The organism is Streptomyces sp. CBMA29 (assembly GCF_014596445.1).
Lineage (GTDB): Bacteria > Actinomycetota > Actinomycetes > Streptomycetales > Streptomycetaceae > Actinacidiphila.
Map to the genome: position 1 here is coordinate 11,624 of NZ_MECL01000029.1, position 26,574 is coordinate 38,197.

Here is a 26,574-nt window from a genome sequence, read left to right on the forward strand (position 1 = left end):
AGTCGTCTGACCTCGAATCGCCGATCTAGTGTCACTGTCATGAAAGCCCGGATCCTCGTGGCCGAGGACGACCCAAAACAGGCGGAGGTGATCCGCCGCTATCTGGAGCGCGAGGGCCACACCGCCCGACTCGTCCACGACGGGCGGGCCGCGCTCGACGAGGTGCGTCGTCACCCGCCCGACCTGCTGGTCCTCGACGTGATGATGCCCGTCGTCGACGGCCTCGACGTCTGTCGCATCCTGCGGCGCGAGAGCGATGTGCCGGTGCTGATGCTGACCGCCCGCAGCACCGAGGACGACCTGCTGCTCGGCCTGGACCTCGGCGCCGACGACTACCTGACCAAGCCGTACAGCCCCCGCGAGCTGATGGCCAGGATCAGGACGCTGCTGCGGCGGACCCGCGCGGCCACCGCGGCGGCGGAGGACCCGGTGCTGCGGATCGGCGCGCTCGCCCTCGACCCCGTCCGCCGCACGGTGGAGATCGACGGCCGACGGGTGGCCTGCACGCCGGGCGAGTTCGACGTCCTCGCCACCATGGCCGCCGAGCCGGAACGGGTCTTCACCCGGCGCCAGCTCCTGGTCAGCACACGCGGCGACAACCGCTACATCACCGAGCGCACCATCGACGTGCACGTCCTGAACCTGCGCAAGAAGATCGAGCCGGTTCCCCGCGACCCGGTCTATCTGCGGACGGTGTTCGGCGTCGGTTACTGCCTCACGGACGGCACCCGTGCGCGCTGACGCCGGGGGCGGCGGCCGAGTGCCGCTGCACCGGAGCCTGCTGGTCCGGCTGCTGGCCGCGTCGATCACCATCGCGGTGTGCTCGGTCGCCGCCACCGCGTGGCTCGCCGCGCGCACCGCCACCAGCGCCATCGAACAGGAGCAGGGACAAGTCCTCGCGGGCGACGCCCGGATCTACAACACGCTCATCGGGTACGCCGCCGCTCACACCGACTGGTCGGCGGTCCGGCCGACCCTGGACCGGCTGGCAGAGCAGGACAAGCGGCACATCACCCTGACCACCCAGGACCGTCGGCCCATCGCCGCGTCCGGGTCCGTATCGGCAGCCGTCTCCGGCGCCACGCTCCCCGCCCGTGCCTCGGCGCTGGTCGACCCGCTGCGCGCCGACCCGACGCTGGTGCCCGGCGTCACGGCGGACGGTATCGACCCGCGAGCGGTCGGCCCGTACCGGCTGCCGGAAGCCGAGCGCGCGGAACTCCTCGGCCGCGTGGCGACGCTGCAAGCGTGCCTGCGCAACATCATAGGCGCCCCGGCCCCAGTGGCCGAGACGTCGAGCGGCCGGCCCTCCCTCGTCATAGGCGGCAGCAACTCGTCCCGGGAGAAGACCGGTGCGTCGTGCGGGCTGTACGTGCTCGACATCCCCACCCGCACCGAGAGCCGCGCGCTCGATCAGCTCAACGCCCTGGTCGGCGACTGCCTCAAGCGCCAGCACCTGGCCCCGGTGACGGTCGATCTCAGCTTCGCACCCGGCGCGAGCGGCCAGAAGGCTGTACAGCGCTGCGTCGACACCGCCCGGCGCGAGCAACTCGCCCCGCACGTCGCCGCTCCCGCGCTGCTGTTCGTCACCGCCCAGAGCGGTTCGGCCACACCCGGCTTCCGCCTCTCCCCGGCCAACACGGTCCGGGTCGCGGGCGTCGCCGCCCTCGTACTCCTGCTCACCGTGGCCGTCACCGTCACCGTCGGCACCCGGCTGGTGCGACCGCTGCGGGCGCTGACCGCCGCCGCCCGCGGCCCGGCGCAGCAGCGCTCGCGGGTACCGGTGACCACCAACGACGAGATCGGACGTCTCGCCGCCGCGTTCAACGACCTCTCCGAACGGCGCGAACGCGTCGAGGACCAGCGCAAGGCCATGGTCAGCGACGTCGCCCACGAACTGCGCACCCCGCTCAGTACGATCCGCGGCTGGCTCGAAGCGGCGCAGGACGGACTGGCCGACTCCGACGAGGCGTTCATCGACTCGCTGCTGGAGGAAGCCCTGCTGCTCCAGCACATCGTCGACGACCTCCAGCATCTCGCGCAGGCCGACGCGGGCCGGTTCAGACTGCACCCCGAACTCCTGCGCCCGCGTGACCTCCTCGATCAGTCGGCCGCCGCCCACCGGGGTCTCGCCGAAGCCGCCCGGGTCACCCTCACCGCCCGCACCGAAGGCGACCCCATGCTCCGCGCCGACCCTCTGCGCCTGCGCCAGGTGATCGGCAACCTCCTGTCGAACGCCATCCGGCACACCCCTCCCGGCGGCAGCGTCACGCTGCGCTGCCGCCGCGAGGGCGACCGGGTCGTGATCGAGGTCGCCGACACCGGCACCGGTATCGACGCCGCCGACCTTCCCCACGTCTTCGACCGCTTCTGGCGCGCCGACAAGTCCCGCAGCCGCAGGACCGGCGGCAGCGGCCTGGGCCTGGCCATCGTCCGGCACCTCACCGAAGCCCACGGCGGTACGGTCTCAGCCAGCAGCGTCCCCGGCCAGGGCACGGTCTTCGCCGTGACCCTGCCCCGGTAGCGGCACGCTCGTCTCCCGCAGTCCGTCGAGGAGTCCCGCGAGCGCGTCCAGGTCACGGGCGACCCACGACGACACCGACATCACGGCGAGGTTGTCGACCAGCGAGGTCACCGCCACGACCGGCACACCGGCCGAGAACGCGGCCTGCATCTCCATGGCGGTGCCCATGCTGAGCGTGCGGCCCGGCAGGAAGGCGACGCACAGGTCGCACTTCGCCGCCTCCCGGGTCATCTCGTTGAACGTGGCGCGCAGCGCGGCCAGTTCGGCGGGCAGCGACCCGAGGTCGAGCACCGGGGGAACGTCGCCGATCAGCTCGCCGATCACCGACATCGTCGTCGGGTCGGCGAGCTGACGGGTGACCCCGGCGCTCGGGTCGAAGCACTCCGCCTCGGGGAAACGCGCCCGCACCAGAACCGCGATCTGCTCGCGATAGCCCTGGTCGTCGATCCGCAGACCGGCGTTGGCCCCCTGGATCGTGCCGGCGATGAAAACGCGCCGAAGTTCCATGCGCTCCCGATTCGTCATGCGTCCTGCAAGGAGTAGCCCGGCAGGTCCGTCCGGTGATCGGCGATCTTCTGATAGACCTGCGCGGCCGACACCAGATGCTCCTCGATGTCCGCGCGCCCCAGGTCCGTACTGCGCTCCAGGTCCGCCCAGACCGCCGAGGCGGGTACGCCGTCGCCGTTGCGGCACGCCACGCCCTGGCCGGACCGCAGCCAGATGTCGGCGGCCGAGAACTCGCGGTCGGCGAAGCCCTTCAACGGGATGATCGCCTCGGCGGTCACCTCCGCCCCGGCCACCAGCGCCCGGATCGACACGCTGTTCTGCTCGGGGTGGGTGAGCAGCCCCAGCATGTCGGACGAGAAGTCGGCGTACACGAACTCGTTCTCCGAGCGCAGCGTGAAGTGCCTGCTCAGGACGTACGTGTCCTTCTCCACGCTGTACTTGGAGTAGCTCAGCCGAATCCGGTAGCCGTGGTCGGAGGACCGGTACACCGCCGCGAGCCGGCCGGGGCGCCGCCCGCCCCGGGCGTCCAGCCGGACCGGCGCGGCATCGACCTCGACCGACGAGTGCCCGGCCGCGACCTCCTGCGCGGGGAAGCGGATCGGCGTCAGGTGCAGGAGGTACGGGTCGAGCACCACGACGTCGCCGCCGGTCTCGAAGACCGCCGCTATGTGCCGGAGATCCTGGAGGATGTTGGCCTCGGGCGCGCCGAGCGCCGTCGCGCGCTCCGCCACGTAGAGCGTCTGGTAGATGCACGCCAGCCCGTGCCGCGGGTCGGGCGCGCTCTTGTGGTACCAGTGCAGGTATTCCGTCCCGCTGTTGTACGGGACGGTCCGCAGCACCGACTCCAGGGCGGTGCCGTACGGATCGCGCGTCGCTGTCACGTGAATCGCTCCTCCAGTACGGTGTCGTCGGCGCTTTCCCCGAACACCATCGAGCGCAGTTCCTTACGGCGCACCTTCCACGTGGACGTCCGCGGAAGGCGGTCCCAGGGGATGAACACCGGATCCGCGAGCGGCGCCAGACCGCGCGTCACCTCGGCCCACTCCTCGGCGGTGAGGTCCGGTCCGTCGAGGCTGACGACGGGGACGGGACTCTGGTCGCCGCGGGTCAGGACGATCACCTCGACGGCGTTGTCGATCCGGTCCAGCAGTTCGCTCTCCAGCCCCGTGGCGCTCCCGCCCGGAATGGCGTCCACCGCGCGGTCCACGAAGTGGATCCGGCCGAGGGCGTCCCGGTGGCCGACGTCACCGGTGTTCCACCAGGAGCCCTTCCACTTCTCCGCGTAGCGGTCGGTCTCGCCGACGTAGTCGACGCAGATCGACTTGGCCTTCGCGAACAGCACGCCGACCTCGCCGCGCTTGACCGGCTCGCCGGTCTCGGGGTCCGCGGCCTTGACGCTCACCAGCCCCGGCCAGGGGTTGCCCATCATGTTCATGTTCCCCCCGGCGGCCGCACGGCGGTTGATCTGGCCGCGGGTGTAGCCGAAGCCGGCCATCGGGCCGACCTCGCTCTGGCCCCAACTGTGCCCCCACAGCACGAACCTGCGCTCGGAGGCGTTCACGAACGGCCGGGCGATGGAGGGGTGCATCAGGTCGAAGGTGTTCATGTAGTACCGGACCCGCGCGAACAGCTCCGGCCTGCGCCGTACCAGCGGCACCCAGCGCTGGAAGACGTTCGGGGTGGCCTCGATCGTCGTCGGCCGGGCCCGGTCGAGCACCCGCTCGACGTCGTCGGCCTCGTGGCTGCTGGCGATGACCAGCGCCTTCGGCGCCCACCGGAGCTGCGCCATGGCCCAGGCGTAGGCCCGCGAGTGCGCGAACGATATGGAGCTGAGCGCGATGTCCTTCTGGCCGTTGACGGCGAGCGGCATCGGCAGGAGCTCCAGCCGGGTGCCGGCCCGGCAGGAGTCTGCGGTGTGCGCGACGAGCTTCGGCGTGTTCGTGGTGCCCGAGGTGTGCGTGATCATCATCGGCTCGCTGTCGGCCCGCGGATCGAGAGCCGGGACGGCGCTGCCCCGCAGCCCGTCGATCGTGAGCAGACCGGCTCCCGCGTCGGCGCCGTCGATCAGCACGGTGGTGCCGAACGACCGCAGGTCCACCCCGGCGCGATCGGCCGCCTCCAGTACGTACGAGGCGATCACGGTGACCGAGGGGTCGAGCCGCTTGAGCATCACCGCCAGGTGCTCCGGGTAGTTGGCCCCCGAGATCGTCGCCGCGGTGGCGCCGATCCGCGCCGCGGCGGCGGCCAGCAGAATCATGTCGAAGTGATTGCGCTTGACGACCGCGATCCGGTCGCCCTTGCGCGCGCCGGCCTCGTACAGCCAGGCCGACGCCTCCCGCACCAGTTCGGCCAGCGCGGCGGCGTCGTAGTCCGCGCCGCCCTCGGGGGCGATGTCGAACGGCCGGTCCAGGATCAGCTCGGTGGTGCGTGACTGCTCGACGTGCCAGTCGAACAGCAGACCCAGGTTCTTCGGCGGCTTCTTCACCGGACGCCTCCTCAGACCGCGAACGAGACGATGAAGGCGGCGACGGCGATGGCCAGGAACCCGAGGCAGTTGACCCAGAACTCCTGCTTCAGGAAACGCGCCCGGATGTGCGCGAACGACGCGCACAGGAAGTAGACGATCACGCCGACGTTCGCGGCGAAGCCGATGCCGTCGTGCTTGATGCCCACCAACAGGCCCACGATGGCGAGGGTCTTGACGACGATCAGCACCCACCACCAGTCCCGCGGCAGGTTGACGCCGTCGAGGCAGACCTGGATGAACTTCGGCGGGCGCAGGGACATCAGGACATCGGAGGCCAGCAGTACCGCGAGCACGATCTGCGGCCACGACGGGCTGGGGCTGAGGTGCATTCTCGTTTTCCTTTGGATTCGGTCGGCAACTGCTGGTGCGGGGGGCGGGGGGGCAGGCGTGGTGGATTCGGTCGGTCGTGGCTTCGGGCGGGCGACCGCCGGGTACGCGGCGGCCGGTCTACGCGTCAGGCCGGTTCCGACCGCGGCCCGAGTGCGTCGAGCAGGTACGCCACGAGCGCGTCGACGGTCCTGTGGTCCCAGGCCACCGTGGGCTCGACGACCAGGTCGAACTCGTCCTCGATGTCACCGCAGAGGCTGAGCGCCGCCACGGAGTCGAGGCCGTAGTCGGTCAGCGGCGCGGTCGGATCGATCTCGTCGGCGGACAGCCGGGTGTAGGCGGCGACGTGGCCGACCAGCCACCCGGCCAGCGACTCGGCCGTGTGCGGCCGCGGTGTGCTGTCGGGGCGGGGCGCCGAACTGCCGGTAGTCGTGTCGGTCACGGGTTCCTCCAGATCCGAGCAGGGGTTCTTGGTACGGGGCGGCGGGCGCCGTCAACCGGCCAGGGCGGTGTCGTAGAGATCGAAACCGCGGCGCTCGGTGTGGCGGCGCAGCAACTCCTCCCACACCCGCCCGGCGCAGTCGGGTGGCAGCTCGGCGGGACGGCGGCCGAGTCGCCGCACGAGCCGGTCGAGGGACGGGGCGGCCCAGGCCGGGTCGGCGAGGAAGGGATCCCCGCCCCGCTCCCGCGCCCGGCGCCACACGCCGAGCACCGCGGCGCCCGCCAGCACCACCGCGTAGCGGTCCGACAGGGCGAAACTCGCGGGGGAGGCCAGCGCGGTGCGGTCCAGCGGCGCGAGCGCGAGGCTCTCCGCCTGGATCAGGCGCAGTTCGTCGGTGAGGTGCAGCGCCAGCGCGCGCACGGCCGCCTCATGCGGGGTGCCGTCCGGCGCCGTGTCCGCGGCGGCGACCAGCGACGCGCTCAGGCCGTCCCGGTCGCCGGTCAGGGCGAGCCGGTCGAACGGAATCCCCGGCAGGTCGGCGCGCGGGTCGAACAGCGTGTCGGGGGCCGGTTCCGTCCTGAACCAGGAGCGCCGGGCCAGCCGCGGCAACTGCGGGATGATCGTCGCCTGGCACGCCGCCGCGCCCGCGTGGCCCAGGCTGAGCACCGGCAGGTCCCTCAGGTGCTTCTGGAAGACGCCGAACTCCCCGTCGCGCAGGTAGAACCGGGCGCCCAGCACGACCGAGAGATCGTGGACGGCCTCGCCCAGCAGCGTCGGCACCAGGTACTTCACCGCCGAGGCGTAGACGCTCGCCTCGTCCGGCAGCAGGTGCACGGCGCGGGTCCCGACCAGGCAGAGGCAGTCGCTGATGAGCAGATCGAGGAACGCGCCGCCGAGCGTGGCCCGCGCCTGCGGTATCCCGGCCACCGTCCCCTTGTAGAGGCGCCGTCCCCGCGTGAAGGACACCACCGTGCGCAGCGCCGTGTCCGCGGCGCCCAGCGCCATTCCCGGCAGCGCGCTGCGGGTGAGCTGGAAGGAGCGCAGGGCCACGTCGGCGCCGTGCCCCAACTGCCCGACGAGCGCGTGCTCCGGGACCGGTGCCCGGTCGAAGTCCAGGCCGGACAGCAGGCAGCCGCGTACGCCGACGGTGCCGTAGCGGGGCAGTACGGTCAGCCGCTCGCGCGCCACCTCGGCGCGCTCGACCATCAGCACCGAGTGGCTGCGCGGCCCCGGCGCAGGGTCGGTGCGGCTGAACAGCAGCCACGCCTGGGCCCGTTCGGCGTTGTTGACGACCTGCTTGGCGCCGTGCAGCAGGAACGAGCCGTCGGGCCGCACCCGCGCCTCGAACTCGTTGCGCAGGAAGTCGTTGCCGTGCGCGAGTTCGTGGTACGCCACGGAGACCCGGCCGCCGCCCAGCAGGATCTCCGCCAGCCGGGTCCGCTGCCGTTCGTCGCCCGCGGTCCACACGTTGACCGCGGCCATGAACGACGTGACGCCGTAGCCGAGTCCGAGTGCCACGTCCCGCCGGAACACCTCGCGCAGCACCCGCGCCAGCGAGTCGATCCGCTCCAGCCGGCCGCCGAGCGCCGTGGGCACGAACTCGGCGTTGAGGCCGAACGCGTCCAGCAGCTTCTCGCCGTCCGCCGACAGTTCCCCGGCCTCGTCGGCCTCCAACAGCCGTGCGTCGCCGACCGGGTTGGCCGGGTCAGCGGGATCGCCGAAGGCGGCGCTGAGTTCGGCGACCCGGGCCGCCACGCGCGCTTCCTGACCGTCCGTCATGACGCGCTCCCCACTGCCGCCGCGGAGGGGGGTGCCGGTGTCGGCGCGTGGCCGGTCGCGGCGGTCCGGCCGGCCTTCCGTACGGTGCCGTCCGGGCGCAGCGACAACGGCAGCAGCGAGATCAGCCGTCCCTCCGCGTGCAGGGCGCCCGCCGCGTCGAGCACGTCGTCCAGCGCCTCGGGGTCCGCCGCGTCGGGCACGTCCAGCGCGGTCAGCAGCCGTGCGAGGGCGGCCCGCAGCCACAGGGCGTCCCGCCACAGGTGACCCGTCGCGCCCGCCTCCGCCTCGACGTGGCTGTGCGTCCACAGGCCGACGCAGGCCGCTCCGGCGAAGCACAGCGCGAAGCGGCGGGCGGCCTCGAAGGCGGCCGGCGGCGTCGCGGCCTGCGCGTCCTGGAGCCCGGCCATCTCCGCGTGCACCTCGTCCACCACGGTCAACAGCCGCCGTGCGGCGCGCAGGGCGGGCTCGACCGCGCGATCGCGCGCGGCGAGGCCGCGCAACTCCTCGACGCAGTCGGGCAGCGCGGCCAGGACACCGCTGCCGTGGCGGGCGATCAGCGAGAGCCGGTCGACGGCGACGGCGGGCAGCGGCGCGGACAGGCGGAACGCGGTGACCGCTCCGGGCACGTCCCCGGTGCCGCGCTCGTGGGCCCGGACCAGCGAACGGAACTGGCTGATCAGCGAGTTGAGGTTGACCAGGGTGTTGCCGTCGAAGAGGCCGACGATCCGGTGGTCCCTGTCCACCTTCTGGAACCGGCCGCCCGCGTACACGTCCTTGAGGAAGGCGCGGGCGCCGAGCAGCCGGGTCAGCGCGGTGACGACCGCCTCGGTACGGGTCGGCACCAGGTACTTGGTGACCGCGGAGACGACCGAGAGCTCCGCCGGGAGGGTCTGCACCGCGCGGGCCACGACCAGCGTCAGCGCCTCGTCGGCCAGCACGTCGGCCGCGCTCTCCGCCAGGGTCCTGCGCGCCTGCGGCAGTTCGATCAACGACCGGCCGTACAGGCGGCGTTCGGCCGCGAAGTCGAGGCCGAGCGCGAGCGCGTGGTCGGCGGCGCCCAGGGAGAGCGCCGCGCACATGGTGCGCGTCAACTGAAGCGCCTTGAGCACCGTCTCCAGGCCGCCCCCCACCTCACCGACCACGGCGTCGGCGGGGACCCGGGCCCGGTCGAAGGCGATTCCGGAGATGTCCGCGCCGCGGATGCCGTGCGTACGCACCTTGTCCAGGTGGCGGTAGGCGCCGGCGGGCAAGGCGCGCTTGTCCACCAGCAGGACGGAGTAGCCACGGGGGCCGCCCGCCGGATCGGTACGGCAGAGCACGGACAGCAGCGCGCCGCGCGTGGCGTTGTTGATCAGCCACTTCTCGCCGCTGAGCAGATAGCCGGTGGCTGGCGTCCCGGCGGATCCCGTACCGATGGCCGGTGTCCCGGCGGACGGCTCCGCGACGACCTCGCCCGCCAGCAGGTCACTGCCGTGGGCGCGCTCGGTCAGCGCGAGTGCGACCGGCAGCCGGGAGGCGATGGCCGCACCGAGCCGACGGGACTGCTCCGCCGAGCCGTTCACCCAGACGCACACCGCGCCCAGATACGTCTTGCCGTGCGCGATGGCCACCGTCAGGTCGCGGCGCGCCACCGTGCGCATGAGCTGCACCAACTGCTCGTAGTCCGTCAGTCGGCCGCCATGGACGGCGGGGACGTAGAACTCGTGCAGGCCGAGCCCGTCCAGCAGGTCGCAGAGCGCGCCGGGGAACTCCTCGCGCTCGTCCAGTTCCAGGCTGCGGGCGTGGCTGAAGAGCGTGCCCGGCTCCGTCGGATCGCCGAGATGCCATTCCAGCCGCTCGGCGAGGCGGTGAGGTGTGTGGTCCACGGCTCAGCCCGCCGAAGTGACCAGCGGCCCGGCCACGAGGTTGGCCACCTGTCTGTCGAGGTCCTGGTGGACCGCGCCCAGCCGGTCCTCCAGCAGCAGCGACCGCATCAACGTGCGCTGGATCTTGCCGCTGGTGGTCTTGCGCACCGTGGCCGGGCGGACCAGCAGCACACTGCAACTGGCCTGGAATTCGCGGCGGACGCGGGCGCGCACCTCGGCGCACAGCTCCGCCGGGTCCTGCGCGGCGCCGCGGCGGAACTCCTGTACCAGCACCAGGTGTTCCTCACCGTCGTCCACCGAGAAGGCCGCTCCGGCGCCGCCGCGGAAGGCCGGGTGCAGGGACTGCACCTCGCGCTCGACGTCGTGCGGGTAGATGTTCCGCCCGTTGATCAGGATCATTTCCTTCAGGCGGCCGGTCACGTAGAGCTGGCCCGCGTCCATTACGCCCAGGTCGCCGGTACGCAGCCAGCCCGGGTCGGTGCCCGCCGCCGACACGATCGCGGCGTCGAAGATCTCGGCGTTGGTGTCGGGACGCTTCCAGTACCCCGACGAGACGCTGGCGCCCTTGACCCAGATCTCGCCGACGCCGCCTTCTGGTCGCTCGGAGCGCTCGTCCGGATCGACGATCTTCACGCTGAAGTCGGCCGGGTCGACCACGCCGCTGCCGACCAGGTCGCGGGTGCCGCCGCCTCGCGGGGCTTCGCGCAGCCGCCCCTGCTCCAGGGCCGCCGCGTCCACGGTACGGAAGACGGGGTTCTGGTCCGCCCGTACGCCGGAGATCAGCAGTGTGGTCTCGGCCATGCCGTAGCAGGGGCTGACGGACTCGGGCCGGAAGCCCGCGGGCGCGAAGCGCTCGGCGAACGCGCGCACCGTCTCCGCCCTGATCGGCTCGGCTCCGTTGGAGGCGTGCCGCCACTTGCTCAGGTCCAAGGTGGCCAACTGCTCGTCGGTGACCCGGCGCAGGCACAGGTCGTAGCCGAAGTTGGGGCTGCCGCTCACGGCGACGCCGTACTCGCTGATCATCTGCAACCAGCGCACCGGCCGCATGAGGAAGGAGACCGGGGACATCAGCGCGGTCGAGCCGCCGACGTACAGCGAGTGGAGTATGTGCCCGATCAGACCCATGTCGTGATACGCGGGCAGCCAGCACCCCATGCGGCTGTCCTGGTCGGTGCCGAGGACGTGCTGGATGGCGAGTTGATTGGCCATCAGATTCCCGTGGGAGACCATCACGCCCTTGGGCTCGCTGGTGGAGCCGGAGGTGTACTGGAGGAACGCCAGGGAATCGGCGGTGAGTTGAGGCCGGCTCCACGCCCGCGCGTCGCCCCGGGCGGGGTCGTCACTGGCCAGGACGGCGACGCCGGTCACGCCCGACTCGCGCAGCCAGGCGCTGACTGCGGGTTCGTTGGCGGAGTCGGTGAGCACCGCGCGGACCTCGGCGTCGCGCAGAATTCCCGTGAGCCGGGTGGCCTGGTTGTTCTGGTCACCGGGCAGCGGCGCGGGGACCGCGACCGAGCCCGCGTAGAGGCAGCCGACGAAGGCCGCGACGAAGTCCAGGCCCGAGGGGTAGAGCAGGAGCACTTGTCCGGCGACGGCGCCGTGTTCCTGTAACCAGGAGGCGATCCGCTTGGCCTCGGCGTCCAGCGCCGCGTAGGTCAGCCGTTGTGCGACAGCGCCCGGCGTGCTGCCGGGCAGAAAGAAGTACGCGTCCTTGTCCGGCAGTTCAGCGGCATGACGCAGCACAAGCTCGGTGAAATGATTCGGCCTTCGCAAGATCGCCCCCGATCTCAATCTCGCCCACGGCTGAACCTCCAGCCGGCAGCGACCAATAGACGTTGTCGCGATCGGACGGCGCACCCCGGTATTCGGGCGCGGTCGATCGCCGCAACGACACTAAGAAGTTATTGCGAATTCACATCGCTCGGCCCGTGGATCCCCGGGAAGCACTGCGCCGAGCTCTGATTCCTACCCCGTGTCATCAGTCAGATCCGTCGTTGAAGACCGACCTATGGCTGACTGGCGGTCGTGACAGTACCAGACGCCCGAGGCGCGCGCGCCCGTAACGACCAAGCTCCGAAAGGGACTTCGTCCTTAATGTGAGGTTACCTGCGGGGGAGCCGGGAGCCGGGAGCCGGGAGTCGGCGGCCGGGCGGGACATTCGAAGCCCGGCCCCCGTAAAACCGGTCGAACGCGTGGTCGGCGCGCTGTTACGGTCTGTGGGTGGCGAAACTCAACCAGATCATCGCAGTCGAGAAGGGCGTCAAGTCCAAGGCGCAGCAGGAACTGACGGCCGCTCATCACGACGTGCAGAAGCCCTCGTTGCTTTCCGGGATCTCGCGGAGCTATCAGCCGAAGGACGAGGAGGGCGAGCAATTGCCGCCCGAGTCCACTCGGGTGCAGGTCAAGGCCGAGAATGTGCTGCGGGACACCGCCGCGGTGCTCACCCGGCTCTTCGACGTGACCGCCACCAAGGACTGGGCCAACTGCGAGGCGCGCGCCGATGTCACGGTCGACGGCCGCACCGTCGTCAGCGATGTGCCCGTGTCGTATCTGCTCTTCCTGGAGAAGCAGCTCACCGACCTCAACACCTTCGTGCGCAAGCTGCCGGTGCTGGACGCGGCCGAGGGCTGGAATCTGGACGCCTCCACGGACGCCTGGAAGACCGAGCCGGTACGGACGATCCGCACCAAGAAGGTCCCGCGCAACCATGTGAAGGCCGAGGCCACCGAGAAGCACCCGGCCCAGGTCGAGGTGTACTACGAGGACGTGGCGGTCGGTTACTGGACCACGGTGAAGTTCTCCGGCGCGCTCCCCGCCCGCCGGGTGAACGAACTGCTGGACCGGGTCGAGAAGTTGCAGCAGGCGGTGAAGTTCGCCCGCGAGGAGGCCAACGGCACGGAGGTCACCGACCGGCGCGTCGGCGAGGCCGTGTTCGGGTTCCTGTTCGCGCAGTGACCACCCTAGATCCCCTCCGCCGGAGCGCGGAGGGTGCGCCAGGAGCGCAAAGCTGAAGCTGAAGTTTGTCGTGAACGACGCGGTTCCAGTGGGGGTTCGAGTCCCTCACCCCGCACCACCCGCGGGGGTAGCCCAAATGGCAGAGGCAGACCGCGATCAATCTCAGACTCTCGCTCCAGACTCAGCAGTCGCCGCCGATCACCGGATCGATCGGCCGCGGGCAAGGTCGTCAGGTGCAGGTTCAAATCCTGTCTGGTCCTCTTTCACGGGCCGGTAGTTCAACGGTAGAACGAGTCGACATCAGATTGACCCGCGGCCTCAAGTGCGCCGGTGTGTGCACGGGGCGGCACTTCGAGGGGCCCGGGGGCTGGACATGCCTCCGGGTCCCGCTCCTTTGTCACCGCTGACGCGGCCGGTTCGCCGCCGTCTCCACGAGCACGCCGAGGCGGGCCGCCACCGCGGGCCCGACCCCCGTCCGACGCCTGACGGCCACCGGCCGACCGCTCAGTGGTGGCGTAGCGGTTAGCCTGTGAGCACCATGATCCGATTCACGACGCCCTGGGGTGACCTCGACCTCACTCGCTTCCCGCAGGACCCGCGCGACCAACTGCGGGCCTGGGACGCCGCCGACGCGTACGCGCTACGGCATCTCGCGGACACCCGAGCCGATACACGGCCCGACGCCCGAGCCGATACCCGAGCCGATACGCGACCCGACGCCCGAGCCGACACTCGGGCGGAAGGCACGGCCGACGGGCGTACGGCCGTCAGGTCCGTGGACCTGTCCGGGACCGTCGTCGTGGTCGGTGACCGCTGGGGCGCGCTGACCACCGCCCTGGCCGCGCACCGCCCCACCCAGATCTCGGACTCCTTCCTCGCGCAGGAGGCGACCCGCGCGAATCTGCTGCGGAACGCGCCGGAGGAGGCCGACGGCGTCCGGCTGCTGTCCACCCGCGACACCCCGCCGGACCGTATCGACGTCCTGCTGATCAGGGTCCCCAAGAGCCTCGCGCTGCTGGAGGACCAGCTCCACCGCCTCGCGCCCGCCGTGCACGAGGGCACCGTCGTGGTCGGCACCGGCATGACCACCGAGATCCACACCTCGACGCTCAACCTCTTCGAGCGGATCCTCGGACCGACGCGTACGTCACTGGCCGAGAAGAAGGCGCGGCTCATCTTCTGCGCCCCGGCCGCGGGCCGGGCCCGTACCGCCAGCCCGTGGCCGATCGGTTACGCGCTGCCGGACGGCATCGGCGCGGTCTCCGGCCGTACGGTCACCAACCACGCGGGTATCTTCTGCGCGGAGCGGCTCGACATCGGCACCCGCTTCCTGCTCCAGCACCTCCCCGTCCGGCACGGCCCGGACCGCGTGGTCGACCTCGGCTGCGGCAACGGCGTCGTCGGTACGGCCGCCGCGCTCGCCAACCCCGAGTCCGCCGTGCTGTTCGCCGACGAGTCGCACCAGGCGGTGGCCTCAGCCGAGGCCACCTTCCGCGCCAACGCCGACCCCGCGACCAAGGCGGAGTTCCTGGTCGCCGACGGCCTGACCGGCGTCCCGGCCGAGAGCGCCGACCTCGTACTCCTCAACCCGCCCTTCCACTCCCACCAGGTCACCACCGACATCACGGCCCGCCGGATGTTCACCGCCGCCCGTACCGTCCTGCGCCCCGGCGGCGAACTCTGGGTCATCGGCAACCGCCACCTCGGCTACCACCTCCGCCTGCGCCGCCTCTTCGGCACTTGCGACATCGTCGCCTCCGACCCCAAATTCGTGATCCTCCGCGCCGCCAAGTCCTGACCCCTCCGCGCTCAGAACGGCTCGAAGACCGCCCGTACGGGGCCGGTCTCTCCGTCGTAAGCCCAGGAGATCAGCCCGCCGGGCGCGGGGTGGAAGAGGCACGGGACGCGCTCGGCGTCGGCGTCGCTCACGGCGCTCTCCCGCCGCGCGGCGACCATCTCGTCCGTCCTGCGCATCCGCCCCAGCGCCGACCGCTGTCAGTCGCTGCCGCTGTCGGACCGGTTCAGACGCCGGCGCTCCCGCTGCCGCCGGCTGCGCTCGGAGCCGCGCACCAGTTCGCCGGCGGCGAGGGTCACCGACGCCACCGCGCGAACCCAGCGGGGGCCGCCGCGACTCGCCCACACCACGCACGCGCACCCGCCGACGACGACCACCAGCACGCCGATCAGCACCAGACCGATCATGTTCCCCCATCTCCGCGTCGGCCGGCCGGAGCCGGCCGGGTGACACCTCAAAGATCTCACGCCGGAGGCACTCGGGCCGACTGCTCGACGGCTCCATGGTCTGACGGCTCGATGACTCGACCCGCCCATGGCGCCCTCTGTCGTCGCCCAGGGCCGCGCCGGGACGTATGGCTCGACCAGGGGCCTCAGGCTTACGCGGATGCCGGTGGCGGCGGGCGCAGGCCCAGCCACTGCTCGGCGTCCCAAGCGTGGAACCGCTCCACCTCGGTGAACCCGAGCTTGCCCGCGAGGCGCATCGAGGCGACGTTGGCGCTCTGGGTGGCCAGGATCACCGGCTCGCCGGGCAGGACGGCGTCGAACCAGTCGAGCGCCGCCGCGCACGCCTCGGCGGCGTATCCGAAGCCCCACGCCCGTGGCAGGAACAGATAGCCGAGGTCGGCCTTCCCGCGGGCGGCCGGGCGGTGGGTCTCCGCCGCCCGCCTCAGCAGGAGCTGGCCGATCATCGCGCCGTCCAGTTCCACGACGAAGCTTCCCGGCCACTGCTCGGGCGCCTCGGGCAGCTCGCGCTCCAGCTCGGCACGCTGCCGGGGGCCGCCGAGGTAGGTATGCACCTCCGGCGACGCCAGCAGTTCGACGAACGCCGCCCGGTCACGCGCCTCGGCCCCGCGCAGTACGAGCCTCGCGGTCCTGATCGGCTCGGGCGGCCAGACGACGGGCCCCAGGTTCGACATGCGCGCAGCTTAACAACGGGGGAAGTGCCGAGCGGCGGGGTGACGGCACCTTTGCATAACACTGCGTTGAAACGTATAGTCATGCCATCGACGAGGAGGGTTCGATGGTGGTGCGGGCAGCGGTGGCCGGGGGAAGTGGGTACGCGGGCGGGGAGGTGCTGCGCCTGCTCGTGGGGCATCCCGAGGTCGAGATCGGGGCGGTGACCGGGAACTCCAACGCCGGGCAGCGGCTCGGCGCGCTTCAGCCGCACCTGCTGCCGCTGGCCGGACGGGTGCTGGAGCCGACCACGGCGGAGGTGCTGGCAGGACACGACGTGGTCTTCCTCGCGCTGCCGCACGGCCAGTCGGCCGCGGTCGCGGCGCAGCTCGGCGACGAGGTGCTGGTCGTTGACATGGGCGCCGACTTCCGACTGACCGACGCCGCAGACTGGGAGAAGTTCTACGGCAGCCCGCACGCCGGGACCTGGCCGTACGGGCTGCCTGAACTGCCGGGCGCCCGCGCCGCGTTGGAGGGGTCCAAGCGCGTCGCGGTGCCCGGCTGCTACCCGACGGCCGTCTCGCTCGCGCTGTTCCCCGCGTACGCTGCCGCGCTGGTCGAGCCGGAGGCCGTCATCACCGCCGCCTCCGGCACCTCGGGCGCGGGCAAGGCGGCCAAGCCGCATCTGCTCGGTTCCGAGGTGATGGGGTCGATGAGCCCGTACGGTGTCGGCGGCGGCCATCGCCACACGCCGGAGATGATCCAGAACCTCAGCGCGGCGGCCGGCGAGCGGGTCGGCGTGTCCTTCACGCCCACCCTCGCCCCCATGCCGCGCGGCATCCTCGCCACGTGCAGCGCCAAGGCCCGCCCCGGCGTCACCGGCCACGACCTGCGGGCCGCGTACGAGAAGACCTTCGCCGACGAGCCGTTCGTGCACCTGCTCCCCGAGGGGCAGTGGCCCGCGACCGCCGCCGTCTACGGCTCGAACGCCGTCCAGATCCAGATCGCGTACGACGAGAGCACCCACCGCCTGATCGCGATCAGCGCCATCGACAACCTGACCAAGGGCACCGCGGGCGGCGCGGTGCAGAGCATGAACATCGCCCTGGGGCTCCCCGAGGCGACAGGACTCCCCACCATCGGAGTCGCACCGTGACGAGCCGGGCCGCGCAGTGGTGGACGACGACGACGATCGGCGCGGGTTCGTGCCGAGCGGGCGGAGAAGGGAACGAGGAGAACCGGTGACCGACGCACGCGAGGCCGCCGGGCGGCAGGCAACGACGATCGGCGCGGGTTTGTGCCGAGCGGGCGGAGAAGGGAACGAGGAGGAGCAGTGAGTGTCACGGCAGCCAAGGGATTCACGGCGGCGGGGATCGCCGCGGGGATCAAGGAGAACGGCAACCCGGACCTGGCCCTCGTGGTCAACACGGGACCGCGCCGCGCCGCCGCGGGCGTCTTCACCTCCAACCGCGTGAAGGCCGCCCCCGTGCTCTGGTCGGAGCAGGTCGTCAAGGGCGGCGCGGTCGCCGCCGTGGTCCTCAACTCCGGTGGTGCCAACGCCTGTACGGGCCCGCAGGGCTTCCAGGACACGCACGCGACCGCGGAGAAGGTCGCCGAAGTGCTCGGCGCCGACGACCACGGCGCGGGCGAGATCGCGGTCGCCTCGACCGGCCTGATCGGTCTGCCGCTCCCGATGGACAAGCTGCTGCCGGGAGTCGAGAAGGCCGCGGCCGAACTGTCCGAGTACGGCGGCGAGAAGGCCGCCATCGCCATCAAGACCACCGACACCGTGCACAAGACGGCCGTCGCGGGCGGCGCGGGCTGGACCGTCGGCGGCATGGCCAAGGGCGCGGGCATGCTCGCGCCGGGCCTGGCCACCATGCTGGTCGTCCTCACCACGGACGCCGACGTGGAAGCCCCCGCCCTGGACACGGCGCTGCGCGCCGCCACCCGGCTGACCTTCGACCGGATCGACTCCGACGGCTGCATGTCGACCAACGACACCGTGCTGCTGCTGGCCTCGGGGGCGTCCGGAATCGCCCCGGAGCAGGAGGAGTTCGCGGAGGCCGTCCGCGCGGTCTGCGGCGACCTCGCCCGCCAGCTCATCGGCGACGCCGAGGGCGCCTCGAAGGACATCAGGATCGAGGTCGTCAACGCGGCCTCCGAGGACGACGCCGTCGAGGTGGGCCGCTCCATCGCCCGTAACAACCTCCTCAAGTGCGCGATCCACGGCGAGGACCCCAACTGGGGCCGTGTGCTGTCCGCGATCGGCACGACCTCGGCCGCCTTCGAGCCCGACCGGCTCAACGTCGCCATCAACGGCGTGTGGGTGTGCAGGAACGGCTCGGTCGGCGAGGACCGTGACCTGGTCGACATGCGGTTCCGCGAGGTGGCCATCACGGCGGACCTGGCGGCCGGTACGGAGTCCGCGGTGATCTGGGCGAACGACCTCACCGCCGACTACGTCCACGAGAACAGCGCGTACAGCTCATGACGGACCGTCAGGAATCCGGCGGCGGGGAGCCGGAGGGCCAGCCCACCGCGCGCAGGCACACGGCGCTGCCCAAGGCCCAGATCCTTATCGAGGCGCTGCCCTGGCTGACCCGGCACAATGGCAAGGTCGTCGTCGTCAAATTCGGCGGAAACGCCATGGTGGACGAGGAGTTGAAGGCCGCCTTCGCGCAGGACGTGGTCTTTCTGCGGCAGGCGGGCCTCAAGCCGGTCGTCGTGCACGGCGGCGGCCCGCAGATCAACGCGCAGCTCGACCGGCACGGCCTGGTCAGCGAGTTCAAGGCCGGGCTGCGGGTGACCACGCCCGAGGCGATGGACGTGGTCCGGATGGTGCTGGCGGGCCAGGTCCAGCGCGAGCTGGTCGGACTGCTCAATCAGCACGGCCCGTTGGCCGTCGGCATGACCGGCGAGGACGCTCACACGATCACCGCCACCCGCCACCGCCCGCGTATCGACGGCGAGTTGGTCGACATCGGCCGGGTCGGCGAGATCACCGCCATCGACACCGGCGCGATCGAGGCGCTGCTGGCCGACGGCCGTATCCCGGTCGTCTCCTCCATCGCGCGCTCCGCCGACGACCACCACGTCTACAACGTCAACGCCGACACGGCCGCCGCCGCCCTGGCCGCCGCGCTGGGCGCCGAGACGCTGATGGTCCTCACCGACGTCGAGGGCCTGTACGAGGACTGGCCGAACAGCGACGACGTCATCAGCCGCCTGACCGCGACGGAGCTGGAGAAACTGCTGCCCGACCTGTCCAGCGGCATGGTCCCCAAGATGCGGGGCTGCCTGTTCGCCGTGCGCAACGGCGTGAACACCGCGCGCGTCATCGACGGCCGGGTCCAGCACTCGATCCTGCTGGAGATCTTCACCGACGAGGGCATCGGCACGATGGTCGTGCCGGACGACGTCACCGACGCGGCCGGAGCGCCGGCCGCGGGCACCGTATCCGACCAGGCAGAAGGAGAAGCGCGGTGAGCGGCAACGAGGGACTGACCCAGCGCTGGCAGGGCTCGCTCATGGACAACTACGGCACCCCGCGCATCCCGCTGGTCCGCGGCGCGGGCGCCAGATTCTGGGACGCCGACGGCAGGGAGTACGTCGACTTCCTCGGCGGCATCGCGGTCAACTCCCTCGGCACCGCGCACCCCGCGGTGGTCGAGGCGGTGACCCGGCAGATCTCCTCGCTGGGCCATGTGTCCAACCTCTTCGTCGCGGAACCGCCCGTCGCGCTCGCCGAGCGGCTGCTCCAGCTCTCCGGCCGCCCCGGCCGCGTCTTCTTCGCCAACTCCGGCGCCGAGGCCAACGAAGCGGCGTTCAAGATCGGCCGGTTGACGGGGCGTCAGCACATGGTCGCCACCGACGGCGCCTTCCACGGCCGCACGATGGGCTCGCTGGCGCTGACCGGCCAGCCCAAGAAGCGCGAGGCGTTCGAGCCGCTGCCCGGCGACGTCACGCACGTGCCGTACGGCGACGCGGACGCGCTGCGTGCGGCCGTCACCACCGACACCGCGCTGGTGATCATCGAGCCGATCCAGGGCGAGAACGGTGTCGTCGTACCGCCGCCCGGCTACCTCGCCGCCGCCCGCGAGATCACCGCGGCCACCGGCACGCTGCTGGTGCTCGACGAGGTGCAGACCGGCGTCGGCAGGACCGGGCACTGGTTCGAGTGCCAGGCGCAGGGTGTCGAGCCGGACGTGGTGACCCTGGCCAAGGGGCTCGGCGGGGGCCTGCCGATCGGCGCCGCCCTCGCCTTCGGTCCGGCCGCGGACCTGATGACGCCCGGCGCCCACGGCACCACCTTCGGCGGCAACCCGGTCGCCTGCGCCGCCGCGCTCGCCGTCCTCGACACGATCGCGGCCGACGGCCTGCTCGACCACGTCAAGCGGCAGGGCGAGAAGCTGCGGCAGGGCGTCGAGGCGCTGCGACACCCGTTGGTCGATCATGTGCGCGGTTCGGGCCTGCTGCTGGGTATCGTGCTCACCGAGCCGCTCTCAGCGCAGATCCAGAAGGCGGCTCAGGATGCCGGGTTCCTGGTCAACGCCGCCGTGCCCGACACGGTACGGCTCGCACCCCCGCTGATCGTCGGCGACGACGAGACGGACGCGTTCCTCCAGGCGCTGCCCGGCGTCCTCGACCAGGTGCACCGGGCCTCCGGGGCGAGCGGAGCCGGAGAATGACGGAGTTGACACGACGATGACCGAGGCGCAGCAGCACAACGGCAGCCAGGCCGTACCGCAGACCCGTACCGCGCGGCACCGCAGGATCGTGGACATCCTCGGCCGCCAGCCGGTCAGGTCGCAGAGCCAGCTCGCCAAGCTGCTCGCCGACGACGGGCTGAGCGTCACCCAGGCGACGCTCAGCCGCGACCTCGACGAACTCGGCGCGGTCAAGATCCGCACGAACGACGGCGAACTCATCTACGCCGTCCCCTCCGAGGGCGGGTTCCGCACCCCGCAGGCCCCGCTCGGCGAGTCGGTCAAGGAAGAGCGCATGCGGCGCCTGGCCGCCGAACTCCTCATCTCCGCCGAGGCGTCCGCCAACCTCGTCGTCGTCCGCACTCCGCCCGGCGCCGCCCAGTTCCTCGCCTCCGCCATGGACCAGGCCGAGGTCTACGACATCCTCGGCACCATCGCGGGCGACGACACCGTCGTCCTGATCAGCCGCGACCCGGCCGGCGGCCAGAAACTCGCCGACCACCTGCTCCGTCTCGCCCAGGGCGAGGCGTAGCCCCGGTTTGGCCAGGGCGTAGCCCCGGTCCGACCAGTTATACCCCTTCACACCCCGTCTGACCTGCCGCGTTGACGAAGCATACGGTCGAGTGCATACTTATACCAGTCAGCGTATGCATCGTAAGGAGAGCCCCGTGACCGAGCGCGTCGTACTCGCCTACTCCGGCGGTCTGGACACGTCCGTCGCCATCGGCTGGATCGCCGAGGAGACCGGCGCCGAAGTCATCGCGGTCGCGGTGGACGTCGGCCAGGGCGGCGAGGACCTGGACGTCATCCGCAAGCGGGCGCTCGCCTGCGGGGCGGTCGAGGCCGAGGTCGCGGACGCCAAGGACGAGTTCGCCGACGAGTACTGCCTCCCGGCGATCAAGGCCAACGCCCTTTACATGGACCGGTATCCGCTGGTGTCCGCGCTGTCGCGGCCGGCCATCGTGAAGCACCTGGTGGCCGCCGCGAACAAGCACGGCGCCACCACCGTCGCGCACGGCTGCACCGGCAAGGGCAACGACCAGGTGCGGTTCGAGGCGGGCATCTCCTCGCTGGCGCCCGATCTGAAGTGCATCGCGCCGGTCCGCGACTACGCGATGACCCGCGACAAGGCCATCGCCTTCTGCGAGGAGAAGAACCTCCCGATCGCGACCACCAAGAAGTCGCCGTACTCCATCGACCAGAACGTCTTCGGGCGGGCCGTCGAGACCGGCTTCCTGGAGGACATCTGGAACGCGCCGATCGAGGACGTGTACGAGTACACGCGGAATCCGGCCGAGCAGCGCGAGGCCGACGAGGTGGTCATCACCTTCAAGCAGGGCGTTCCGGTGGCCATCGACGGCAAGCCGGTCACGGTGCTCGAAGCCGTCCAGCAGCTCAACGTGCGGGCCGGGGCCCAGGGCATCGGCCGGATCGACATCGTCGAGGACCGGCTGGTCGGCATCAAGTCCCGTGAGATCTACGAGGCACCGGGCGCCATCGCGCTGATCACCGCGCACCAGGAGCTGGAGAACGTCACCGTCGAGCGTGAACTGGCCCGGTACAAGCGGCAGGTCGAGCAGCGCTGGGGCGAACTGGTCTACGACGGCCTGTGGTTCTCCCCGCTCAAGCGGGCGCTCGACGGCTTCATCACCGAGGCCAATGAGCACGTCTCCGGCGACATCCGGATGACCATGCACGGCGGCCGGGCGGTCGTCACCGGCCGGAAGTCCGGCGAGTCGCTGTACGACTTCAACCTGGCGACGTACGACACCGGCGACACCTTCGACCAGTCGCTGTCCAAGGGCTTCATCGAGATCTTCGGCATGTCCAGCAAGATCGCCGCGAAGCGGGACCTGACGAAGTGACGGACACGAACACCGGCGGCTCCGGCGGCGGCAACGACAACCTGCGGCTGTGGGGCGGCCGGTTCGCCGACGGCCCCGCCGAGGCGCTGGCCAGGCTCTCCGCCTCGGTGCACTTCGACTTCCGGCTAGCGCCGTACGACATCGCGGGCTCCCGCGCGCACGCCCGGGTGCTGCACAAGGCGGGGCTGCTGACCGCCGACGAGCTGGACCGGATGATCGCCGGACTCGACGCGCTCGAAGCGGACGTGGCCTCCGGCGACTTCACCGGCACCATCGCCGACGAGGACGTGCACACCGCGCTGGAACGCGGCCTGCTGGAGCGGGTCGGCGCCGACCTCGGCGGCAAGCTGCGGGCCGGACGCTCGCGCAACGACCAGGTCGCCACGCTCTTCCGGATGTACCTGCGCGACCACGCGCGGACCATCGGCGGACTCGTCGCCGACCTCCAGAGCGCGCTGGTCGGCCTCGCCGAGGCGCACCCGGACACCGCGATGCCCGGCCGCACCCACCTCCAGCACGCCCAGCCCGTGCTCTTCGCGCACCACGTGCTCGCCCACGTACAGGCGCTGTCACGGGACGCGGAGCGGCTGCGGCAGTGGGACGACCGCACGGCCGTCTCGCCGTACGGGTCCGGCGCGCTCGCCGGGTCCTCGCTCGGCCTGGACCCGGAGGCCGTCGCCAAGGAACTCGGCTTCCAGCACGGCTCGGTGGGCAACTCCATCGACGGCACCGCGTCCCGCGACTTCGCCGCCGAATTCGCCTTCGTCACCGCGATGATCGGCGTCAACCTCTCCCGGATCGCCGAAGAGGTCATCTTGTGGAACACGAAGGAATTCTCCTTCGTGACCCTGCACGACGCCTTCTCCACCGGCTCGTCGATCATGCCGCAGAAGAAGAACCCCGACATCGCGGAGCTGGCGCGCGGCAAGTCCGGACGGCTCATCGGCAACCTCACCGGACTGATGGCCACGCTCAAGGCGCTGCCGCTCGCGTACAACCGCGACCTCCAGGAGGACAAGGAGCCGTTGTTCGACTCCTGCGACCAACTGGAGGTGCTGCTCCCGGCGTTCACCGGGATGATGGCCACGCTCACCGTCCACCGGGAGCGGATGGAGACACTGGCACCGGCCGGTTTCTCGCTCGCCACCGACATCGCCGAGTGGCTGGTCAAGCAGGGCGTGCCCTTCCGGGTCGCGCACGAGGTCGCGGGGGAGTGCGTCAAGGTCTGCGAGGCCGAGGGCATCGAGCTCGACCAGCTCACCGACGAGCAGTTCGCGAAGATCTCCGCGCATCTGACGCCCGAGGTACGCCATGTCCTCGACGTCCCCGGCGCGTTGGCCTCCCGCAACGGACGCGGTGGCACGGCGCCGGCCGCCGTCGCCGTACAACTCGCCGAGATCGCGGCGGATCTGACGGTGCAGCACACCTGGGCGCACGCCTGGGACGGGGCCGACGGCGACCCCGCCTAGTCGCGGTACTGGGCGGCGGGCGGCGCGAACAGGTCGCTGCCGCCCAGATCCTTGACGGACCTGGCGGTCGACGTGCCCGGCACCAGGACGCGCTGACCCGCGTCGATCCGCCGCACCAACTCGATCTCTTAGCCGTCGAGTTCACCGGTCAGCGGATTGCGGTGGCCGAAGAGATACGCATTCTGGTCGACGCCCGCGATCAGCCGTCCGCCGGCCGACGGCCGCCGGGCGCAACCGCCGCCGTCTCAGGCGGCCTTGGCCTTCGTCGCGTAGATGTCCACGTACTCCTGGCCGCCCAGCCGCATGACCTCGCTCATGACCTCGTCGGTCAGGGCGCGCAGCACATAGCGGTCCCGGTCCATGCCCTCGTAGCGGGAGAAGGTCAGCGGGGAGCCGAAGCGGATGGTGACCGGGGCGATCCGGGGCATCCCCTTGCCGCCGGGCTGCACCTTGTCGGTGCCGACCATCGCGAAGGGCACCACCGGGGCGCCGGTCATCAGGGCCAACCGGGCGATTCCGGTCCGGCCGCGGTACAGACGGCCATCGGGGGAACGGGTGCCCTCGGGGTAGATGCCGAAGATCCTGCCCTCGTCCAGCACACGGCGGCCGGTCATCAGCGCCGCGACACCGCCGTGGCCGCCGTCCCGGTCCACCGGGATCATGCCGCAGGTGGTGAAGAACCAGGCCATCAGCCGACCCTTGACGCCTTTGCCCGTCACGTACTCGTCCTTGCCGATGAAGTACACCTGCCGGTCCACCACCAGCGACAGGAACATCGAGTCGACGAAGGTGACGTGATTTCCGGCCAGGATCACCGGACCGTCACCGGGGATGCCGTCCACGCCCTCGACCACGGGGCGGTACAGGACGCGCATGAGCACTCCGAGAATCGCCTTCAGCAAGCTGCGGGACATGCGGGACAACGGATCCTCCGGTTCGGACACGCCTGGCGGGACGGACGGCGGGACGGACTGCGGCGGTGCTGCGATGTCGCGGTACGACCGTAGCCCGACCGCGGGACTGGCGGGACCGCGGGACGCCGCACCGTACACAAGGACGATACTTCCGCGCGGGGCCCCGCCGCACGCCGGGTTCACACGTCCGCTACGCAGTGTTGACACGCGTTAGGTGCGTGTTACGGCTGATGTCGACGGGGCGACAGATATTCACGGCACGATGCGCGCATGACGGATGACCAGCACAAGACCGGCCTCGGCAGGCGCGCTGTCCTGTCCGCGGCGGCACTCGGCGCGGGCGGCGCGGTACTCGGCACGGCCGGTACGGCGCAGGCCCGGGAACAGTCCGCCGCTCGGCCCCAGCACGGCGCCCCCGGCCACGGCGCCCCCGGCCACGGCGGCGCGCCCAAGCTGCCGGTCCCGACCATCGTCGGGCACCGCGGCACCGCCGGATACCGGCCCGAGCACACCTTCGGCTCCTATGAGTACGCGCTGGAGATCGGCGCGGACGTCGTCGAGCAGGATGTCGTACCCACCAGGGACGGCCACCTGGTCTGCCGCCACGAGCCGGAGATCGGCGGCACCACCGACGTCGCCGACCACCCGGAGTTCGCCGGCCGCAAGACCACCAAGACCATCGACGGCACCCCCACCACCGGCTGGTTCACCGAGGACTTCACCCTCGCCGAACTCAAGCGGCTGCGCGCCGTCGAACGGCTGCCCGCCGTCCGCCAGCGCAACACCATCTACAACGGCCGCTGGGCGATCCCCACCTTCGAGGAGGTGCTGGCCTGGGCCGACCGCGAGGGCCGCGAGCGCGGCAAGGCGGTCTGGCTGCACACCGAGACCAAGCACCCCACGTACTTCCGCGGCATCGGCCTGCCGCTGGAGGAGCGGCTGATCAAGCTGCTCAAGCAGTACGGCAGGCACCGCGCCGACGCCCCGCAGTTCCTCCAGTCCTTCGAGGCGCAGAGCCTCCAGCGGCTCGGCGCGCTCGGCGGCGCCGCGCCCAAGATCTTCCTGCTCAACGGCCTCACCTCGCGGCCCTGGGACTTCGTCGTCTCCGGCGACCAGCGGACCGTGGCCGACCTGGTCACCCCGGCCGGCCTGCGCTGGATCGCCGGATTCGCGCAGGGCATCGGCCCGACCACCGACGTGATCATCCCGCGCGACGCCTCGGGCAGGCTGCTCCGGCCCACCGCCGTGGTCAAGGACGCGCACAAGGCCGGTCTGGTGCTGCACCCCTTCACCGCGCGCAACGAGAACCAGTTCCTGCCCGCCGACTTCCAGGTCGGCACGGACCCCAACGCGTACGGCGACCCGCTGGCCGCCTTCAGGACGTGGTTCGCGACCGGCATCGACGGCCTGTTCACCGACAACGCCGACACCGCCGTACTGGCCCGCGAGGACTTCTGGAAGTCCTGAACCGCCACCGCCACTCCATGTGGTGAAAACGGCCGCGCCGGGCAACCGTCCGGCGCGGCCGTCTCGTGCCAGCGGATATGCAGATCCCCATGGACCACCCCGATCTGTCCGCGGCCCCGCACGCCGACGACCACGCTCGCCCTGACGCGGACGCTCGCCGTCACGCGGACGCCCCCGCGGACCCCTACGCGCTGCTCAGGCCGCTGCTGGCCGCCGAGGCCGCGGCCGAGGCGCTGCCCGGCGGCGGTGTCGAGGCCGCCGACCTCGAACAGGCCGTCTGGCTGCGGCTGCTGGAGCTGGGCGGCCCGCCGCCCGAG

Annotated in this window: 24 protein-coding genes and 1 pseudogene; 13 read left to right on the top strand and 12 right to left on the bottom strand. The window is 71.5% G+C overall.

Annotated features, from left to right (window positions below):
* The first annotated feature begins 39 nt into the window (after positions 1 to 39).
* The gene (locus tag BGM09_RS04570; protein ID WP_188280091.1) at positions 40 to 741 is read left to right on the top strand and encodes a response regulator transcription factor; all 702 of its coding nucleotides are present in this window, start codon (positions 40 to 42) and stop codon (positions 739 to 741) included.
* On the top strand, positions 731 to 2,521 hold the full coding sequence (locus BGM09_RS04575) for a sensor histidine kinase (protein WP_188280092.1): 1,791 nt from the start codon (positions 731 to 733) through the stop codon (positions 2,519 to 2,521). Before BGM09_RS04570 ends, BGM09_RS04575 begins: the two co-directional genes overlap by 11 nt.
* On the opposite strand, the gene BGM09_RS04580 is transcribed toward BGM09_RS04575, so the two are convergent.
* The 8 genes from BGM09_RS04580 to BGM09_RS04615 form a co-directional block, all read right to left on the bottom strand.
* Positions 2,465 to 3,046: a hypothetical protein gene (locus tag BGM09_RS04580; RefSeq protein ID WP_188280093.1), complete on the bottom strand. Its 582-nt coding sequence runs from the start codon at positions 3,044 to 3,046 to the stop codon at positions 2,465 to 2,467. The genes BGM09_RS04575 and BGM09_RS04580 overlap by 57 nt on opposite strands.
* Positions 3,043 to 3,909, bottom strand: coding sequence for a hypothetical protein (locus BGM09_RS04585; RefSeq protein WP_188280094.1), 867 nt, complete (start codon positions 3,907 to 3,909; stop codon positions 3,043 to 3,045). The genes BGM09_RS04580 and BGM09_RS04585 overlap by 4 nt, the downstream gene beginning before the upstream one ends.
* The gene (locus tag BGM09_RS04590) at positions 3,906 to 5,513 is read right to left on the bottom strand and encodes an AMP-binding protein (RefSeq protein ID WP_188280095.1); all 1,608 of its coding nucleotides are present in this window, start codon (positions 5,511 to 5,513) and stop codon (positions 3,906 to 3,908) included. Before BGM09_RS04590 ends, BGM09_RS04585 begins: the two co-directional genes overlap by 4 nt.
* Positions 5,514 to 5,524: 11 nt before the next feature.
* Entirely contained in the window at positions 5,525 to 5,884 is a 360-nt protein-coding gene (locus BGM09_RS04595; protein WP_188280096.1) for a DoxX family protein, read from the bottom strand.
* 125 nt (positions 5,885 to 6,009) lie between these two features.
* Entirely contained in the window at positions 6,010 to 6,324 is a 315-nt protein-coding gene (locus BGM09_RS04600) for an acyl carrier protein (protein WP_188280097.1), read from the bottom strand.
* A 51-nt stretch (positions 6,325 to 6,375) separates the two neighbouring features.
* Complete coding sequence (locus tag BGM09_RS04605) at positions 6,376 to 8,103, bottom strand: acyl-CoA dehydrogenase (RefSeq protein WP_188280098.1); 1,728 nt, start codon at positions 8,101 to 8,103, stop codon at positions 6,376 to 6,378.
* Positions 8,100 to 9,968 (bottom strand): acyl-CoA dehydrogenase family protein, encoded by a 1,869-nt coding sequence (locus BGM09_RS04610; RefSeq protein WP_188280099.1) that lies wholly within the window; start codon positions 9,966 to 9,968, stop codon positions 8,100 to 8,102. The genes BGM09_RS04605 and BGM09_RS04610 overlap by 4 nt, the downstream gene beginning before the upstream one ends.
* Before the next feature lie 3 nt (positions 9,969 to 9,971).
* Positions 9,972 to 11,711, bottom strand: coding sequence for a fatty acyl-AMP ligase (locus BGM09_RS04615; RefSeq protein WP_317452529.1), 1,740 nt, complete (start codon positions 11,709 to 11,711; stop codon positions 9,972 to 9,974).
* A 477-nt stretch (positions 11,712 to 12,188) separates the two neighbouring features.
* Here BGM09_RS04615 and BGM09_RS04620 point away from each other — a divergent pair, with 477 nt between their 5' ends.
* Together BGM09_RS04620 and BGM09_RS04625 are read left to right on the top strand one after the other, a co-directional pair.
* Positions 12,189 to 12,923: a hypothetical protein gene (locus BGM09_RS04620; RefSeq protein ID WP_188280101.1), complete on the top strand. Its 735-nt coding sequence runs from the start codon at positions 12,189 to 12,191 to the stop codon at positions 12,921 to 12,923.
* 538 nt (positions 12,924 to 13,461) lie between these two features.
* The gene (locus BGM09_RS04625) at positions 13,462 to 14,721 is read left to right on the top strand and encodes a methyltransferase (RefSeq protein ID WP_188280102.1); all 1,260 of its coding nucleotides are present in this window, start codon (positions 13,462 to 13,464) and stop codon (positions 14,719 to 14,721) included.
* An 11-nt stretch (positions 14,722 to 14,732) separates the two neighbouring features.
* Here BGM09_RS04625 and BGM09_RS04630 read toward each other — a convergent pair whose 3' ends face one another.
* The 3 genes from BGM09_RS04630 to BGM09_RS04640 form a co-directional block, all read right to left on the bottom strand.
* Positions 14,733 to 14,897 carry a hypothetical protein gene (locus tag BGM09_RS04630; RefSeq protein WP_188280103.1) on the bottom strand — a complete coding sequence of 55 codons (165 nt, stop codon included), beginning with the start codon at positions 14,895 to 14,897 and terminating at the stop codon, positions 14,733 to 14,735.
* 21 nt (positions 14,898 to 14,918) lie between these two features.
* On the bottom strand, positions 14,919 to 15,125 hold the full coding sequence (locus tag BGM09_RS04635; RefSeq protein ID WP_188280104.1) for a hypothetical protein: 207 nt from the start codon (positions 15,123 to 15,125) through the stop codon (positions 14,919 to 14,921).
* A gap of 191 nt (positions 15,126 to 15,316) precedes the next feature.
* Positions 15,317 to 15,856, bottom strand: a complete 540-nt coding sequence (locus tag BGM09_RS04640; protein WP_188280105.1) for a GNAT family N-acetyltransferase — start codon at positions 15,854 to 15,856, stop codon at positions 15,317 to 15,319.
* 104 nt (positions 15,857 to 15,960) lie between these two features.
* On the opposite strand from BGM09_RS04640, the gene argC reads away from it, so the two are divergent.
* The 7 genes from argC to argH all read left to right on the top strand — a co-directional run bounded on the left by argC (position 15,961) and on the right by argH (position 23,876).
* Positions 15,961 to 16,989, top strand: coding sequence for an N-acetyl-gamma-glutamyl-phosphate reductase (gene argC, locus BGM09_RS04645; RefSeq protein WP_188280106.1), 1,029 nt, complete (start codon positions 15,961 to 15,963; stop codon positions 16,987 to 16,989).
* A 177-nt stretch (positions 16,990 to 17,166) separates the two neighbouring features.
* On the top strand, positions 17,167 to 18,327 hold the full coding sequence (gene argJ / locus BGM09_RS04650) for a bifunctional glutamate N-acetyltransferase/amino-acid acetyltransferase ArgJ (RefSeq protein WP_188280107.1): 1,161 nt from the start codon (positions 17,167 to 17,169) through the stop codon (positions 18,325 to 18,327).
* Positions 18,324 to 19,322 (top strand): acetylglutamate kinase, encoded by a 999-nt coding sequence (gene argB, locus BGM09_RS04655; RefSeq protein WP_188280108.1) that lies wholly within the window; start codon positions 18,324 to 18,326, stop codon positions 19,320 to 19,322. The genes argJ and argB overlap by 4 nt, the downstream gene beginning before the upstream one ends.
* A complete protein-coding gene (locus tag BGM09_RS04660; protein WP_188280109.1) occupies positions 19,319 to 20,524 on the top strand; it encodes an acetylornithine transaminase in 1,206 nt (401 codons plus the stop codon). The genes argB and BGM09_RS04660 overlap by 4 nt, the downstream gene beginning before the upstream one ends.
* Before the next feature lie 16 nt (positions 20,525 to 20,540).
* On the top strand, positions 20,541 to 21,074 hold the full coding sequence (locus tag BGM09_RS04665; RefSeq protein WP_188280110.1) for an arginine repressor: 534 nt from the start codon (positions 20,541 to 20,543) through the stop codon (positions 21,072 to 21,074).
* A gap of 136 nt (positions 21,075 to 21,210) precedes the next feature.
* Positions 21,211 to 22,407: an argininosuccinate synthase gene (locus tag BGM09_RS04670; RefSeq protein WP_188280111.1), complete on the top strand. Its 1,197-nt coding sequence runs from the start codon at positions 21,211 to 21,213 to the stop codon at positions 22,405 to 22,407.
* Entirely contained in the window at positions 22,404 to 23,876 is a 1,473-nt protein-coding gene (argH, locus tag BGM09_RS04675) for an argininosuccinate lyase (RefSeq protein ID WP_188280112.1), read from the top strand. Before BGM09_RS04670 ends, argH begins: the two co-directional genes overlap by 4 nt.
* Positions 23,877 to 24,121: 245 nt before the next feature.
* Here the strand turns inward: argH and BGM09_RS04680 are convergent, their stop codons facing one another.
* Positions 24,122 to 24,790, bottom strand: a complete 669-nt coding sequence (locus BGM09_RS04680; RefSeq protein ID WP_188280113.1) for a lysophospholipid acyltransferase family protein — start codon at positions 24,788 to 24,790, stop codon at positions 24,122 to 24,124.
* A 270-nt stretch (positions 24,791 to 25,060) separates the two neighbouring features.
* On the opposite strand from BGM09_RS04680, the gene BGM09_RS04685 reads away from it, so the two are divergent.
* Positions 25,061 to 26,257 carry a glycerophosphodiester phosphodiesterase gene (locus BGM09_RS04685; RefSeq protein WP_188280114.1) on the top strand — a complete coding sequence of 399 codons (1,197 nt, stop codon included), beginning with the start codon at positions 25,061 to 25,063 and terminating at the stop codon, positions 26,255 to 26,257.
* 89 nt (positions 26,258 to 26,346) lie between these two features.
* Positions 26,347 to 26,574, top strand: a pseudogene (locus tag BGM09_RS37415) (hypothetical protein); the annotation flags it as partial.